We start from the raw sequence: 16,800 nt of genomic DNA, 5'->3' as shown, positions 1-16,800 counted from the left end.
ATTTTGAGATGAATTTAATAATTTTTTCAATCATTATCTTGCTTAAATTAACTTAATATTTAATATTATTGGGATTTTTCATGAAATATTATTGGATTATTTGTCGTTTTTATAATAGTATAGGTGAACTTCTCCATTTTTGTATATCAGATTATATGGTTCTGCAATGGTTTTATTGTCTTTTGCAATAAAGTAAGTTACATTTTCGTTTATCATTTTCTCAGTAAAATTTGTAGCATTTGACTCTTTTTCATATGACGGAATTTCCGTTCTCAATATGAATGACATGTCTCCTCCTCTATCTGCCCAGATTGTTTTATTCATGTATTGTGGGTCATGTTCCATTAACCATCCTCCGACGGTTTTTTCTTCAAGGGCTGCAGTTTCAAAGTTCGGATGCATATTATTGTCAAAGCTGTGAGGGGAGTTTGACATGGCATATACTCCACTGCATATTAGTATCAGGCAAACCAGTCCGATTGGTACAATTACCCTGACTTTGTCCATATATTTTACAGATTTTAATTTATCAAAAATCATTTTCATTGATAAGACTATGAAAAATGCCACGGTTGGAAGGACAGGCATGAAATATCTGTCTACATTGATGTGATAATAGGTTATAAATGATAAATTGACCACAAACCAGTAGAACATTATAAAATCAAATGTTAAATCATCCATATCTGTTTTTGATAGTATTCTATAAAGTGCAACTAGTGCAATTGAGATGATTATTACGGATAGGACAATTGAAACTTTCATAAATGTCAGGAAAAATACTGCAAGACCAACAATGAATATTGCAAGTCTCACTTTATTGCAGTTATTTCTAATAATCTCTCTATTTTCTGCGTTGAATAATTTTGTAAGGTATAAAACTATTCCAATTATGGATATTGCCGCAAATGTATATGATATTTTTGAAGGTCGGCCTCCGACCCATTTCATTGTATCTATTAAGTATGCACCGGGTTTTAATGAGTATGGAATGAAGTTTTTAGCTCCTATGTATATTAAAAAGTTATTAAAGTAGTAAAAGACATTGTTGCTCATGTCATAAAGAGCGTTGTGGGATGAGCTTGCAACATCAGAGCCCTGTGTTAAAAAGAATATTCCAATATTTAAATATATGTAGGTTCCAATGAACGCAGCAAAAACGAGGGCTCCTGCTCCTATTCCTATAACTATGTCCTTAATATTGGTTTTTATAAATGAAATTGGGTTTTCAGTTAAGAAAAATTGTATTAGCAGCACCGGAACCATAAGTAGAACGGTGTATCTTGTAAAAAATCCTAATATTATGAGTGGAAATGCGACATAAAAATACTTTGTATTTCTTCTAAAGGCCAGCATCATGAAATAAACTGCCCATATTGCAATGCATAATCCTGGAATATCAAGCATTCCTTTTGTAACCCATACTATTACTAGAGGAAATGTTGAAAAAATCATTGAGCCTGTAAAGCTTAAGACTTCATCGAATCTCAATCTCAATAAAAAATACATTCCAAGAGCTGCAAATATGTAAAATGTGCTGCTTACAGCAATTATTGTAAAGTCTGATATGAATCCCATTCTGAAAAATATGGATGTTATCATTGGAATTAGGGGTGACAGTCCTCTTGTATTGGCCAGTCCTACATCATATCCTGCATAAAAAAGAGCATTATTTAAATAGAAAAAGACATCTCGAACATAATAGACGCCTACTTTTCCATCAATATTAAGCAATAATAATGTAATCACAATAACAATTGCCAATAATGAAGATATTGCTATTAAATCTCTTTTATGTTCTTGTAGGTTCATTTGTTCTGCTCCTTAAAATGATCCAAATATGAATGCTACAAATGCAATCAGCATTCCAATTTTCAGATATTTTGAAACCTTGGCCGCTGTGGTTCTGTCCTGATTTCTAATAATCAATATTGCTGAGTAGATAAATAATATCACTGCAACTGCTATTACCATTAAATAATAAAAACCGAAAATGTTAATGTAGTATAATAAGGGGCATAATGCACAGTCAACAATTATAAGTATGGATGCTAATATTGCAGTTATTTTTTCTCCATATAGAATAGGCAGTGTTCTGGCACCTTCTGCCTTGTCTCCTTCCATATCCTCTATGTCCTTTACAAGTTCGCGTGCGGTTGTCATTACGAATGCAAAGAAACCCAGATACATTGAAATCATGATGATATTTGGGTTGTTTAGAGAGAATCCTGCGAATACGAAACCGAAACCTGTCATGAATCCTACTGCAAGATTTCCAATCAATGGAGTTGCTTTTAGTTTATATGCATATAAGTAAAGAACAACATCGGCAATTAATACAATGATAAAAGGGATCCAATTGCCTGTCAATAAGCTGATTAATAATCCGCAGATTGTTCCAAGCAAAAACAATAGGTATCCATAGTTTTTCCCGGCATTTAATGATATTCTTCCAGAGGGAATTGGCCTTTCCGGCTTGTTGATTAAATCAATTTGATAGTCGAAATAATCATTAATCACGTTTCCAGCGGCAGTTTCAAAAAACACGGCCAACATTGCAAGTATGGTGGGTAAAGTAAAACTTCTGTCGATTATTGCAACTAAAACCACAATAATCGCACCCATTAGAGCATTTCCTGGTCTTAATATTTCAATATATGGATTCATTATACTTTCCTCAAATCATTTTTCTATAAGTTTTAATATTATTAAAGTATTACTATACAAAGCATAATTTTATAAAGTATATTATATAACATAATATTAGTATTTTATTTATTAAAATTATTACTAATAAAAATTGTTAGCTGGTGTTAAATTTGGAGAAAATTAAAATAGCTATTGTTGGAATAGGTAACTGTGCAAGTTCACTTATTCAAGGAATTCATTATTATGATGGTAAAAATCCAGAAGATGCAATAGGGCTCATGCATTGGGAAATTGGAGGATACAAACCAAGCGATATTGATGTTGTTGCAGCTTTTGATGTTGATGCAAGGAAAGTTGGAAAAACTATAGATGAAGCAATTTTTGCAAAACCTAATTGTACAACTGTTTTCCAAGAGGATATTCCTAAATATGATGTTAAAGTAAGTATGGGACATGTTTTAGATGGTGTTGCTGACCACATGTCTAATTATGATGATGAATATACTTTTGTTGTAAGTGACGCAGAGCCTGTTGATGTCGTAAGCGTTTTAAAGCAAAGCGGTGCTGAAATTTTGGTAAACTATTTGCCTGTAGGTTCTGAAGAGGCCGCAAGATATTATGCTCAATGTGCTCTTGATGCAGGAATTGCATATGTAAACTGTATGCCTGTATTTATAGTAAGTGATGATGAATGGGATGCTAAATTCAGAGAAAAAGGTATTCCTATTGTTGGTGACGATATTAAAGCTCAAATTGGTGCTACTATCACTCACAGAACACTAGCTAGCTTATTCATGGATAGGGGTGTAAAATTAGATAAAACCTATCAAATCAATACTGGTGGTAACACTGACTTTTTAAACATGCTCAATCGTGAAAGATTGGACTCTAAAAAAGAATCTAAAACCGAAGCGGTTCAGTCTGTTTTAACTCAAAGAATGGATGACAGAGATATTCACATTGGTCCTAGTGATTATGTCCCATGGCAAAATGATAATAAATTATGCTTCCTCAGGATGGAAGGCCGTACATTTGGGGATGTTCCAATGAACATTGAACTCAGATTAAGTGTTGAAGACTCTCCAAACTCTGCAGGATGTGTTATTGATGCTGTAAGATGCTGTAAAATTGGTTTGGAAAGAGGTATTGGTGGACAATTAACTTCTATTTCTTCATACACCATGAAACACCCTCCAGTACAATACACTGATGATGAAGCATATGAAAATGTTGAAAAATTCATTTCCGGCGAATTGGAAAGATAATTTTTCAATCTTTACTTTTTTTTTAAAACACTATTTTTTTCACATTTTAAGTTTTTTATATAATTAATTTATATAATACAAAAAACATATAGTATAGTTGGATATTTTAAGATTATTTATAAATCGAATTTAAAAGAGGTGTAATATTAATGGCAAAAGTAAGATTTACAGAAACAGCACTTCGTGATGCTCACCAATCTTTGCTTGCAACTAGAATGAGAACAAGAGATATGATTCCTATTGCTGAGGAGATGGATAATGTAGGATATTTCTCTGTTGAAGCTTGGGGTGGAGCTACTTTTGATACTTGTATTAGATATTTGAACGAAGATCCATGGGAAAGATTAAGGCAATTAAAATCTGAATTTAACAAAACTCCTATTCAAATGCTTTTAAGGGGACAAAACCTTGTTGGTTATAAACATTATCCTGATGATGTTGTTACCAAATTTGTAGAAAAATCATATGAAAACGGGGTTGACATATTTAGGATTTTTGATGCTTTAAACGATATTAGGAACATGGAAAAAGCAATTAAAGTTGCTAAAGACCAAGGGGCACATGTTCAGGGTACTATAAGTTATACCATAAGTCCGGTACACACAATCGATGACTTCGTCAGTCTGGCAAAAGATTTGGAAGCACTTGACTGTGATTCAGTAGCTATTAAGGATATGGCCGGTTTAATCACTCCGACTGCAGCTTATGAATTGGTATCAAAACTTAAAGAAGAAACTGATTTGCTTGTAGATTTGCACAGTCATTGTACCAGTGGTATGACTCCAATCAGTTATTATGCTGCATGTCAGGCAGGCGTTGATGTTTTGGATACAGCAATTTCACCTCTTGCATGGGGAACAAGTCAGCCTCCAACAGAAAGTCTTGTTGCCGCTCTTCAAGGAACTCCTTATGACACTGGTCTTGATTTAAAATTATTGTCTCATATTAAAAAATACTTTGATGATATCAAATTGAAATATGCAGGAATCCTTGATCCGATTTCTGAAAGTATTGATGCGGATGTATTGTTATACCAAATTCCTGGAGGAATGCTTTCAAACCTCATATCTCAACTCAAAGAGCAAAATGCTCTTGACAGATACAGTGATGTATTGGATGAAATGCCTCGTGTAAGAAAAGATATGGGATATCCACCACTCGTAACTCCAACAAGTCAGATTGTTGGTATTCAATCAGTAATGAACGTGTTAGGTGGAGAAAGGTATAAAACTGTGTCCAATGAAGTAAAAGAATACATGAAAGGAATGTACGGTAAACCTCCTGCACCTGTAAATCCGGAAGTTGCTAAAAGGGTCATTGGTGATGATGAAGTAATCACATGCAGGCCTGCAGATTTACTTGAACCTGAATTTGACAAATATAAAACAGAAGGTGAATCAGAAGGATTTGTCAAATCTGATGAAGATGCATTGACCTATGCATTATACCCACCAATCGCTCCTAAATTCCTTAAAGGTGAAGGTGTGGAAGAACCTCTCAAACCCCCAGTATCTCTCGATGAAAACGAAGCTATCGGAATTCCAACAGAATATAATGTTGAAGTTGATGGAGATGTCTTTGAAGTTAAAATCATGCCTACAGGATTCATGGAAATTGGCGAAGGCGAAAGCGGACCAGCCAAACCTGTTGGAGAAATTGAAGGCGGAGTTATCTCTACAATGCAGGGTATGATAATCAAACTCAACGTAAATGTTGGAGATAAAGTTGAAAAAGGTTCTACAATCTGTGTTATTGAAGCTATGAAGATGGAAAATGACATTCAATCCGAAGTTGACGGTGTTGTTGAGGAAATCTTTATTGAAGAAGGTGACGCAGTAAGTAATGGCGATATTTTAATGGTAATCAAATAGATTACCCAAATTCTTTTTTTTTAATTCTATTTTTTTCAATTCTTTTTTTGTGAGAGTGTTTTTTTATGAAGGATATTTTTGATGAATGTCAATTTGGAGATTTAAAACTTAATAGCCGCATAGTCAGAACAGGTACTTGGGAAACAGAAACAGAAGAAGGCGGATTTTTAACCCCTGCAATATTTGACAGATATGAAAAAATAGCAGGTAGCGGCACAGGTTTAATTGTATCTGAGATATTTGCCCTTGACCATAAAGACAGATTTTTCCCTTATTCAACAAGTTTGAATTACAGAGGTTTTATTAAGGATTATAAGATGGTTACTGATATTGCACACAATCATGATGTTCCAATTTTAGGTCAACTGGCATTTTTCTACTATGATGATGGTGAAAACCAAAAGGTGGAGGCTAATGATATATCTCAGGATGGAATCAGAAAATTGCAGGCAGAAGTAATAATGGCTGCTAAAAAATTCTCATTTGCAGGATTTGACGGAATTCAAATAAATATGGGAAATAATTTTTACTTAGCTCGTTTTATGAACCCTTATTTCAATCAAAGAACCGATAAATATGGGGGAAATACTGAAAATCGTGTTAGAATTTCTGCTGAAATTATCAAGGTCATTAAAAAGACAATGGATATGCATGTAAGCTGCAGAATCAATCCGTGGGATGTTAGAAAAGGCGGAATTACAGCTGATGAAAGTATAGCTATTGCATGTGAACTTGAAAAGGCAGGTGCAGATAGCATCCAGTTAACCGCACGTACAATTTCACAGATTTATGATAAAGGTGTTAAACATCCATTTTTGATATATGTCGATGATTTAATTGATGCTGTTGATATTCCTGTCGTATTGGGAGGATCTTTAAGGGAAATGTCTAAAATCAATGATGTGCTTAATAACTCAAAAGTAGAGTTTGTTTCAATGTCTAAACCTTTTGTAGCACAGGCTGACTTTTTGGCTGACTGGAAAGCTAATGGTGAAGGGGTTGCAATTTGTCAAAGTTGCAATAACTGTTATTCTAAAAAGACTAGTACTTGTTTTAAATATTAAACAAGTATTTTTCTCCTTTTTTTCTTTTTAAGGGATAAAAATCAAAAAATTGTTAAAATTCAAAATTTGGTCCTGTTAAAATTACGATGGGGTAAATTTAATTTGTGTCTCCATTATTTTTTTTAAACATCATTGTAAGCAGGTTATACTTGGTCTTGGTACTGCTAATTTTGAAACCTAATTTAAATTAAATCTGAGTAACATTAAATTGTATTTTTAATTAAAATTTTTAATTTAAATCATTATTAATTTCATATATTGGTGTGGGTTATTTATTTCATCAATCTTTTCCAATCGAAGATATATGAATTTTCAATAATTTGTTTTTTTTAAATGGTTTTGATGTTGGTTTTATATTAAAATAAAATAGCTTAAAAAACATGTGAAACAGCCCTATTGTAAAAATTTCAATAGGGCCGTTAATCACATCAAAGATTTTGTCATACGTTTTCGTTATTTGAAAAATCTTTTTTGTTTAAAAGAATTATCAAATAAAAAGGCATATGTCCCACCCGCCTGCCCTAATAATGAAATAATTTCCATTATAATCGTGTTTTAATCATGGCCTGATTATTTGAAAATACACAGTGTTTCGTCTTTGTTCATGTCATGGTATAGTTCCGCTTTATTTTCATCGAAGTCTATGACTTGTATCATCTGATATACTTCCTCATTTAAATTAGGATTGATGTCCTTTAGGATGTTTTGACGCTCAAATACCATGTCTCTGTTGAATTCTATTTTTTTCTCATTTTCAAACAGTGCACCATAGTATATTTCCGCTTCTACCAAATCCTGGAACATATGGCTTCCAAATGATAATTCTGGCATGTATCCGACTTCGCTATATGATTCCTCTAGAATTGCTGTGAAATGACTTATGTCTGCAAATACTACTGGAATACCTAATTCAGGTGAAGATGTACCGATTCTTCCGGGAACTATTAAAATTGCTGTTTTGTCATTGTTTTTACAGTAGGTATTCACGTCACTTATCACACGGGATATTGAACTTTTTTGAGCATATGGATACTCATAATACTTATGGGGGTCGACATAGCATATGGTGTCTATTTTATTTTTTCGGGACATTCCCATTGAGGATTCTTTAATATGGAAGAAAACATTTTTGTCTTCAGGCATTTCTATTGATTCGTTATTTGTTGATACTTGAAGAGGGCGGCATTGCAGCAGGTTTATGTTAAAGGAATTGTCCTCTCCGATATTAACTGTATATTCAATGTCGACAGGATAGTCATATGCGGTTTCCAATGTGCTTAAAATTTCTTTCATTACCTCAATGAATTCGTGATTTTTTACAATTCCTTCACAGTTTACAAATACAATTTCACGGCGTTGTCCTCTGTCACGAAACATCCTTTCTGCTTCTCTGTCATGCTCAACCAGAACTTTTTTAGCATATCTTGGAATTATCTTCAAACCGTCATCAACGGGGATGTCGTGCTGATTGATATTTTTAAGGTCAATAACATCAAGATAATGCTGGGAATATCTGTGTTTTTCTTTAATATCTTTTGTTAGAGTTACTTCCGGTTTGTCAAGATTGATTATTCTGGGATAATCCTTTTTGGTCCGGTCAACAGCCTTTGTACCGAGACCCATTACAAGTCTTAACATTCCCTTGCTGTTGTCCATGTCTGGAAGCGGAGAATATGGACTGTATGAAAAACCTACTCCTGCGGCGGTAGGGAATAAATAGTCTCCATAATATGATCCTGAAACCCTTTGAACTAAAAGACCCATTTGTTCATCAGTATCGTCCAAATCGTTTAATTTCCGGTATTCCAAAGCTGAAATATTCATGGTACTGGAATATACAATTTTTACAGCTTCTTCAAATGCATCTAAACGTTCTTCAAGACTTCCTCTATTTGCGCAGAATACTGATTCGTATTTACCTGCAAATGCATTTCCGTATCCGTCTTCAAGAAAACTGCTTGAGCGCACAATGATAGGATTCTGTCCGAAATAGTCCAATATGTGTATGAATTCTTTTTTTATTTCATCAGAAAATGTTCCATTTTTAAGAGCATCTTCCAGTTTTTTTCCATATTCATAATAACCTTCGGGTGTTCTCTGTTTTACTCGTAAATCCCAGAGGTCATTAGAAACGATATAAGTGTAAAATAAATCAGAGCCTATATAGAATGAATCATCAGGTTCAAAGCTATTGTTGTATATTTCCGGACAGTTTTTCTCGATTATTTTTCTTGCAAGCAGCATTCCGCAGGATTTACCTCCGACCAATCCGCTTCCCACACGACGGTCATAGATGGTAATGTAGTCTTCAAAGGTAAAATATTCCTTAATCTTGGAAAGCATCCTTTCGTCTTTGGTCATCATCAGCTCACATATTTTGTCGCACTCGTCATCGATATTTTCGCCTTCTTCATACTTCATTCTGACCTGAAGCATGTACCTTTCCCAGCTGTCCAGAATCTGTCCGTTCTGATATTTGTCTGAATCGTTGATAGTCTTATAGTATTTGCTTACTTCCTGGCCGTCCTGAAGGACTTTAACGAAACCGGTTTGAGGGTTGAACTTATGTCCCAAAAACATGGTTTGTGAATATCTGTTCCATACCTTTAAAGGAGAAACATAAAGTTCTTCTGGTGAATTGGAATACACATTCAGGAATAGCTGGGTAGTTTCACGAATTTTTGCTATGGCGTCATATGAATGTCTTCCTCGAATAATAGGGAAATATGCTACGGTATCCAGCTGGAACAGAAATGGGCAGGTAACCTTAAAGAAATTCCCCATCATTAAATCTGTTGACCATACTGCCTGAAGATCACTTAGGCAGTCAAATACATAAAATGCGTCAAATCCTTCCTTTTCTATAATTCTGTGAACTTCTAAGGTAAATGTCTCAAACTGGTTATAGGGATTTACTTTATATATTTTAATCCCGTCACGTTCTATCATGCAAAATTCGGTGTCAGGATTTTCCTGTTCGATTTCAAGCAGTTTAAAGTCTTCTTCTGTCATTTCTATTAATGGAGGATGATTGGCAAACCGAATGTATATTAAGTTTCTGTTATCCTCTTTTGCTTGTCTTACATAAGGATTGACAAAGTATGAAAATTCATTTAAGTTTGTAACGTTCCAAACCACGTTATCTCCTAAACGAATGTTGTCTAAAGCTTCGTCAAGCCCGGGAATCCCTGATTTGATTCTTTCGAATGCTGCCATAATATTGTCTCCTAATATTCATTTGTTTTAATGCTGTTTGCTCACCATCGGCACTCCAGTCAATTGTGAAGCTTCCATAGTCAATGCAACAAGGTCTTCACGTTCAAGATTTTCTATATCGGTATTTCCTGCTTGCTGGGTTAGTGATGTTACTTCCTGAGTCATTGCTTCAATGTAATTTGCGACTTGCTGACCTTTTCTTATAGGATCTAATCTTCTTCTAAGCACTCTGTCCTGTGTTGCAATTCCTTTCGGACAAATGCCCTCAGAACAGGATTGACAGACTTTACATCCTATTGAAATCAATGCTGAAGTTGCGATATATACTGCATCTGCACCTAAAGCTATTGCTTTTGCAACATCTGCTCCGGATCGTATTCCTCCAGCTGCTACAAGGCTCACTTCACTTCTTAAATTAATGTCTTTAAGTGCATCATCAGCTTTAACTATAGCTTCTATTGTTGGAATACCTGCATGTTCTGTAACTACTTCGGGTCCTGCACCGGTTCCGCCCTGCATGCCGTCAACTACAATAATATCAGCACCTGCCTTTGCTGCAATCTTTACGTCCTGCTCTACTCTGCCTGATGCGAATTTTACGATAATAGGTATTTTCCAGTCAGTAATTTCTCTTAACTGATTGATTTTCATACCCAAGTCTTCAGGTCCGACAATATCCATGTGTCTTGCAGGACTTAATGCGGAGGTTCCTTCTGGGATATTTCTTACTTTAGCTACTTCTGCTGTTACTTTATGGGCAAGCAAATGTCCTCCCATACCTGATTTTGCACCTTGACCTATCTTTATTTCAACTGCTTCTGCATTATTCAGGTAGCTTGCTGAAACTCCAAAACGGCCTGATGCATATTGTGCAATTAATTTATCAGCATAATGTCTTTCTTCTGGAAGCATTCCTCCTTCACCGGTATTGGCAATTGATCCAACTTTGCTGCTTCCAATAGCTAATGCTATTTTAGCTTCTTTACTTAATGCACCAAAAGACATTGCTCCAATCATAATTGGAGTGTCTATTTCAATAGGATTTTCAGCAAATCTGTCTCCAAGAACGACGGATGTTTTACATGTTTCTCTGTAGGAATCAATCGGAGGTCTTGAAACCTGGGCGGGCAATATGCTTAAATCATCAAATGTTGGGATTTTCCGGGTTAATCCACAACCTCTCACTTTATATGATCCTGTCTGGCTTTTACGTTTGATTTCAACCATTGTTGAATTTGACCAGACTCCTCTTCCTTCATCAACAAGGGGTCTTACGTATATTGCATGTGTCGGACACATTTCTTCACAGATTTTACATCCAACACAATTTTCCTGACGAATCGGTAATGGTTCGTCATTGATTACTTCATATACGTTGTGGGGGCAATTTGAATAGCAGCTGTAACAGTTTTTACATGCTGATTTTTTCGGATTGTCACACAGATACCAGCAGCAGCCAGGTCTATTATTGCTCTGTCTGCATATTTCGATTTTTCTCTCAACAGTAAATGACATCTAATTTGCCTCCTCTTTAATATTTTTCAATGGCTTGAATACCGGACAGACTGAATATTTTGTTCCTCCGGATTTGATGATATCATCAATGGCATTTGTTAGCTTTGCATAAGGTTTCCAAGCTAAATGATCTTCTTTATCAACAATGACTGCTTCAGTAATAATTCCATTTGCCAATAAGTAATCCAGCAATGTTGTAACGATTGAACCGTCTTGACCCTGACTGTGTTTTATGGATTTCACTGTCAATACTTTTATGTAGTCTCCGATTACTTTTGTGTTGTCATTTCGTAAATTTTCAGGTATAAAAGTTCTTGGACAAACCGCAAAGCATAGGTGGCAGTCCTCTAGGCATTCACCTCTCATTATCGGTTTTGTATCGTCAATTGTAATTAGGTTATCCGGACATGCATATTCGCATGCTCCGCACAGAACACATGCACCAACATCAATAACGTTTGATTTTAAATCTAAGAATTGGGATTCTGAGATTTCTTTTGCAATTTCATCATCTGATTTATTCCTTTGATATAGTACAGGCCTAGCCAAAAATTCTCTTTTTTCAATTTCTTCCATATTTTTGCTTATTTTTGTTTCTGCAATTCTGTTTAGTAATTCGAATTGTGTTTCATTAAGCTCTTTTGCTTCAATGAACTTTTGTTCTAATGCTCCGTTAACTATTTCTTCGCCTTTTTCGGTTCTGATAATTAATGTAGACCATCCTTCCTCTGATCCAATAGAACCTATTGAGATATCTGATGTCTCTGATGTCAGTTCAACACATATGCTGCAATTCTTTCTGATTACTCTTTTAGCTACTGATAAAGGTATTTTTACTGTTTCCTTTGTTTTCAATAATAAGAATATATAACCTTTTTCTATCTGGAATTTTTCTATGTCGTCCATTTTCAAATCGTATTCTTCCAGGAGGTTTTCAAAGTATTTGTATGAAAAGTTCTCCATACAGAATAAGCCCAGTTTAACATCAATAGGGCTATCGGTATAATGTTGCAGTTTGGATGCTGCCATAATTTCACATGGTGTTCCAACCATAGCTATTCTATTGTCGCTCATTTTTTTAGCTCCTATTGTATATTAACGATTTTTTTAAAATTTGTATAATCTTTGTCGCTTAATTCAAAACCGTATTTTGTCAGAATTTCTTTTAGTTCATTTTGATCTTCAGCGGTGATTTTTTCCATGGTGGCATTTTTGCCTAGGCTTTTCACGTCTCCGAGAACATAAATGCTACCTCTCATGATTGATTCGCCTGCATCATCGGTAACATCGCCGAGTATTATGAGTCTGCCGCCCATCATTAACAGTCCTGTCATATATCCGCTGTTTCCTCCAATTATTACGGTTCCTCCTTTCATTATTTCTCCGGTTCTTGAACCTGTATTTCCTTTTACAATAACGGTTCCACCATAGATTCCCTGTCCTGCACCGTCACCTGCGGTACCTTCAATAATCAGTTCTCCTTTGGTCATATTGTCTCCAGCAAACCAACCGGCATTTCCGTCGATGTGTATTTTTGGTCCGTTGACCATAGTCCCAACAAAATAACCTGCAGATCCGTTTATTTTTATTTCAACATCTTCACTTAGGCCTGCACAGATATTGTGCATTGATTCTGGATTATTAATAAGGAGTGTATCATGATTTGTAGCCTGTTGTTTTATGGTACGGTTTAATTCTTTCTCGTCCATGTCCTTTGCATTTATAACATATTCTTTCATAGACAAAACCTCTTATTAGATTGTGTATGCTCTTGTTTCTCCTGGAGCAATTTGTTCAATTTTATCAGAATCTGTTACGTTATGCAATGCCATTTCCTCTGAAGCTATTGCAAAGATTTCATCAGTTTCCACCATTACTCCTGGTCTGAGACCGAGTTTGTCCTTTGCAATGCCTATTCCATTAGGTGTTCCTACCAATATTGAAAATGGTCCGTCCAAATCAATCACTGCCTGATCTAAGGCTTCTTCTAATTTATATCCTTGATTGAGTTTGTCAGCCATGTAATGAACAATGCATTCGGTATCGTTGAATGATTCAAATTTATGTCCTTTTCTTTCTAGAGGATCTCTTATTTTCCAGTAATTGGTGATTTGTCCGTTGTGCACTACGGTTATATCAGGTATGATGTAGCTTTGATATGGGTGTGCATGATAGCGGTCCACACCACTTTCTGTTGCAAAACGGGTATGTCCTATTCCATGGGTTCCCATCCTGCTTTTGACATCAAATCTCTCTGCAATGTCTTTTACTTTTCCAACGTCCTTTATCATTTCAAATGAATGTGACCCGTTGATGACCCGTACATTTTCCAGTTCGTCAATTTCTCTTATGCAGGGTTTTAAACGGGAATATTCGTTCAGTGATATTTTGCATTTGTATACGTCTGAGTCTCCTACGGATTCAATTAACTGTTCTTCGAATATTGGACTTATTTGATTTAATAATGATTTTAAATTATCTAATGCTCCTCTTTTTCTTTGTACTTCAATGTTTAATTGATAATAATTATCAGGAAAATCTAAACTGCCGTAGATTGCATAACCTGCTGAATCAGGACCTCTGTGTTGTAGGGATTCAAGCATTGATGTTAATGCTTCTCCTACGGGGTAAGTTTTCTTATCTTTGTATATTACACCTGCTATTCCACACATTCTTCTACCTCCAAGATAATCGGTGAATACACGTATTTTAAGTTAATCTTATTTTAAACGGATATTTTTATCATATGCCTTAAAATTAATATCCAAAAATTCTCATATGCCTTTTAAAATAATAATCATAAAATACTTTTTCATATGCCTTTAAACGTTAACTCTCTGAAATTACCATATGCCTTAAAATAATAATTCTGAAATTCAACTGCCAAATTTGAGCGTATTTATCATTTCTTGTTTATTACCTCCAAAAAATTTAGAATTAATTGGTAGTCAAAAATTTGACTCCAATAATGAATATTTACACGTTTAGGTATTCGTCCCTTTCATAATCGAATACTTGTATTCTATAAGCATCCCATTCAGCTCTTTTGATGTTGTAGAATTGATTAAATACTTTTTCTCCAAGAGCATTTTTAACAACTTCGTCTTCTTCGAGTGAGTGATATGCTTCCCATAAACTTGTTGGTAAACTGCTGATTCCTTTTTCTGCAATCTCATCTTCAGTGAATGCGAATAGGTTTTCTTCTGTTGGTTCACCTGGGTCAATTTTATTGTTCATACCGTCTAAACCTGCTTCAAGCAATACTGCGAATGCTAAGTATGGGTTACATGATGGGTCAGCAGATCTGCATTCAATTCTTGTACCTAATCCACGGGATGCAGGAATTCTTAATAATGTTGACCTGTTTTTAAAACCGTAAGCAATGTAACATGGTGCTTCGTAACCAGGCACTAAACGTTTATATGAGTTGACGGTAGGAGATAAGATTGATGATAATGCCGGTGCATGTTTTAGCAATCCTCCAATGAAGTATAATGCTTCCTGTGATATTTGAGTTTCAGTATCAGGATCATAGAAAATATTTTTCCCGTCTTTAAAAAGACTTTGATTACAGTGCATTCCACTACCGTTGATTCCCATAAATGGTTTTGGCATGAATGTTGCTTTAAATCCTAATTTGTTTACTAATGCTTTAACAGCTTCTTTGAATGTTATTACTGCATCAGCTGTTTTTAAAGCGTCTGCATATTTAAAATCAACTTCGTGCTGTCCTGCTGCTACTTCGTGGTGACTTACTTCTACATTGAAATCTAGTTTTTCTAATCCCAGTACGATTTCTCTTCTGATATCTGTACCTTGGTCTAGAGGTTCCACATCAAAGTATTCGGCTTCATCAGCAGGGATGTAGTTTCCGTTTTCATCTTCTTTTATAATGAAGAATTCCGGTTCAGGACCCATATTAAACTGGTATCCTTTTTTTTCTGCAATCTGTAATGATTTTTTGAGTACGCCTCTTGGATCTCCGTCATACGGTTTTCCTTCTGTGGTGAAAATATCACATATGAATCTGCTTGTACCTTTTGATTCAGGCCTCCAAGGGATAGTTGAGAATGTATCAATATCCGGTTTTGCAAGTAAATCACTGTCGTTGATTGAAGCTAATCCTGCTACTGATGATCCGTCAAATAATAATCCGTCTTTTACTATATCTTCAACATCATTAGCTTTTTTAAGAGGTACTGCCATGCTTTTAGGCAGTCCATGTATGTCTGAAAATTCTAGTTTTAAGAATTTTATGTCATTTACTTCAATTGTTTTGATTATTTGGTCTAATTTGTTATCTTTTGCTGACATTTTTTCACTTCATTTTTAGAGTCTATTTTCCATTTTCTTGAAAATATGGGAAGTGGAAAACCCTTTTTGACTTAATGAATTTAATTAAATACATAGTCGGAAGGAAACTTCCTTCCGACTAATATTCTATTTTTAGTGATATATAAATGTTTTGAAAAACTAAAATTAGGAAATAAAATTAATATTTTCTTTTAGATTTTTGTCTTATAGGGTATTATTGAAACTTAAAATCGCTTAAACTAGTATTGTTTAATCATATTTATAAACAAAATCTGTTTAAAAGACTTTAAATGAAAATATTGATCTAATGGTGAAATAATGGTAAGTGTGTTCTTTAATAAAACTGATAAGTATGAACTTGTAAATGAATGTGCTAAAGAAATAGATTATTTAATTCTGATGAAACAAACAATGTCATACTAATGGAAATATTATGCGGAATTGGGTTTAAACTATCAAATTGACAGTATAAACTACTCAATATTACTATTAAATGTAGGTAAGTTACATTTTTGAACTGAAAAAGAATAATAGGTATTTGCAGAAAAAATAATTTGATGTGGAAAAATTAAATTTATTTGCTCCTTTTTCTTGGAGATGGAAGTTCTTCATACATTGCTTCCACCAACTCTTTTAAAAACGCTTTGTTTTCTACATCATCCACAAGCAGCATCTCCTTTGCACCTTCATATGGCAATTCCATATTTGCATCAGGCATCATTTCTCTTGCTACTTTAACAGGTTTTAAAAGAAAACGGTCGTTGTAAATTCCGCCAATGATTTTTTTTGTGGTAGTATAAGATGTATTCTCCCATCATTGCTCGGTAGGTTATTTCATCTAAATCGGATAACTGTTCCAGTATATAGTCTAGATATTCTTTACTTGAAGCCATGTTGGATCTCCAG

At 34.6% G+C, this 16,800-nt stretch carries 11 protein-coding genes and 1 pseudogene; 3 read left to right on the top strand and 9 right to left on the bottom strand.

The features are described from left to right. Positions 1-96: 96 nt before the first annotated feature. Positions 97-1,812, bottom strand: a complete 1,716-nt coding sequence (locus QZU75_RS00895; RefSeq protein ID WP_296881062.1) for a glycosyltransferase family 39 protein — start codon at positions 1,810-1,812, stop codon at positions 97-99. Positions 1,813-1,824: 12 nt separating this feature from the next. Then, positions 1,825-2,667 (bottom strand): UbiA family prenyltransferase, encoded by an 843-nt coding sequence (locus QZU75_RS00890; RefSeq protein WP_296881061.1) that lies wholly within the window; start codon positions 2,665-2,667, stop codon positions 1,825-1,827. A 152-nt stretch (positions 2,668-2,819) separates the two neighbouring features. On the opposite strand from QZU75_RS00890, the gene QZU75_RS00885 reads away from it, so the two are divergent. The 3 genes from QZU75_RS00885 (at position 2,820) to QZU75_RS00875 (ending at position 6,849) form a co-directional block, all read left to right on the top strand. Beyond that, on the top strand, positions 2,820-3,914 hold the full coding sequence (locus QZU75_RS00885) for an inositol-3-phosphate synthase (protein ID WP_296881060.1): 1,095 nt from the start codon (positions 2,820-2,822) through the stop codon (positions 3,912-3,914). Positions 3,915-4,063: 149 nt separating this feature from the next. Beyond that, on the top strand, positions 4,064-5,785 hold the full coding sequence (gene oadA, locus QZU75_RS00880) for a sodium-extruding oxaloacetate decarboxylase subunit alpha (protein ID WP_296881059.1): 1,722 nt from the start codon (positions 4,064-4,066) through the stop codon (positions 5,783-5,785). Between the two features lie 65 nt (positions 5,786-5,850). Then, complete coding sequence (locus QZU75_RS00875) at positions 5,851-6,849, top strand: NADH-dependent flavin oxidoreductase (RefSeq protein ID WP_296881058.1); 999 nt, start codon at positions 5,851-5,853, stop codon at positions 6,847-6,849. 570 nt (positions 6,850-7,419) lie between these two features. Here QZU75_RS00875 and QZU75_RS00870 read toward each other — a convergent pair. The 7 genes and pseudogenes from QZU75_RS00870 to QZU75_RS12735 form a co-directional block, all read right to left on the bottom strand. After that, positions 7,420-10,065: a PEP/pyruvate-binding domain-containing protein gene (locus QZU75_RS00870; protein WP_296881057.1), complete on the bottom strand. Its 2,646-nt coding sequence runs from the start codon at positions 10,063-10,065 to the stop codon at positions 7,420-7,422. Positions 10,066-10,092: 27 nt separating this feature from the next. Further along, positions 10,093-11,580 carry a glutamate synthase-related protein gene (locus tag QZU75_RS00865; RefSeq protein ID WP_296881056.1) on the bottom strand — a complete coding sequence of 496 codons (1,488 nt, stop codon included), beginning with the start codon at positions 11,578-11,580 and terminating at the stop codon, positions 10,093-10,095. Then, on the bottom strand, positions 11,581-12,654 hold the full coding sequence (locus QZU75_RS00860) for a Coenzyme F420 hydrogenase/dehydrogenase, beta subunit C-terminal domain (protein WP_296881055.1): 1,074 nt from the start codon (positions 12,652-12,654) through the stop codon (positions 11,581-11,583). Between the two features lie 11 nt (positions 12,655-12,665). Continuing rightward, on the bottom strand, positions 12,666-13,319 hold the full coding sequence (locus QZU75_RS00855; protein WP_296881054.1) for a tributyrin esterase: 654 nt from the start codon (positions 13,317-13,319) through the stop codon (positions 12,666-12,668). Between the two features lie 15 nt (positions 13,320-13,334). Next, entirely contained in the window at positions 13,335-14,252 is a 918-nt protein-coding gene (locus QZU75_RS00850; RefSeq protein WP_296881053.1) for a glutamine amidotransferase, read from the bottom strand. A gap of 304 nt (positions 14,253-14,556) precedes the next feature. Continuing rightward, positions 14,557-15,894 carry a type I glutamate--ammonia ligase gene (glnA, locus tag QZU75_RS00845; protein WP_296881052.1) on the bottom strand — a complete coding sequence of 446 codons (1,338 nt, stop codon included), beginning with the start codon at positions 15,892-15,894 and terminating at the stop codon, positions 14,557-14,559. A 574-nt stretch (positions 15,895-16,468) separates the two neighbouring features. Continuing rightward, a pseudogene (locus QZU75_RS12735) lies at positions 16,469-16,787 on the bottom strand (TfoX/Sxy family protein). Positions 16,788-16,800: the final 13 nt, after the last annotated feature.

The organism is uncultured Methanobrevibacter sp., from assembly GCF_902764455.1.
Taxonomy (GTDB): domain Archaea; phylum Methanobacteriota; class Methanobacteria; order Methanobacteriales; family Methanobacteriaceae; genus Methanocatella.
Note: the sequence above shows the minus strand (reverse complement) of the source record. Positions and strands in the feature narration are given on the sequence as shown.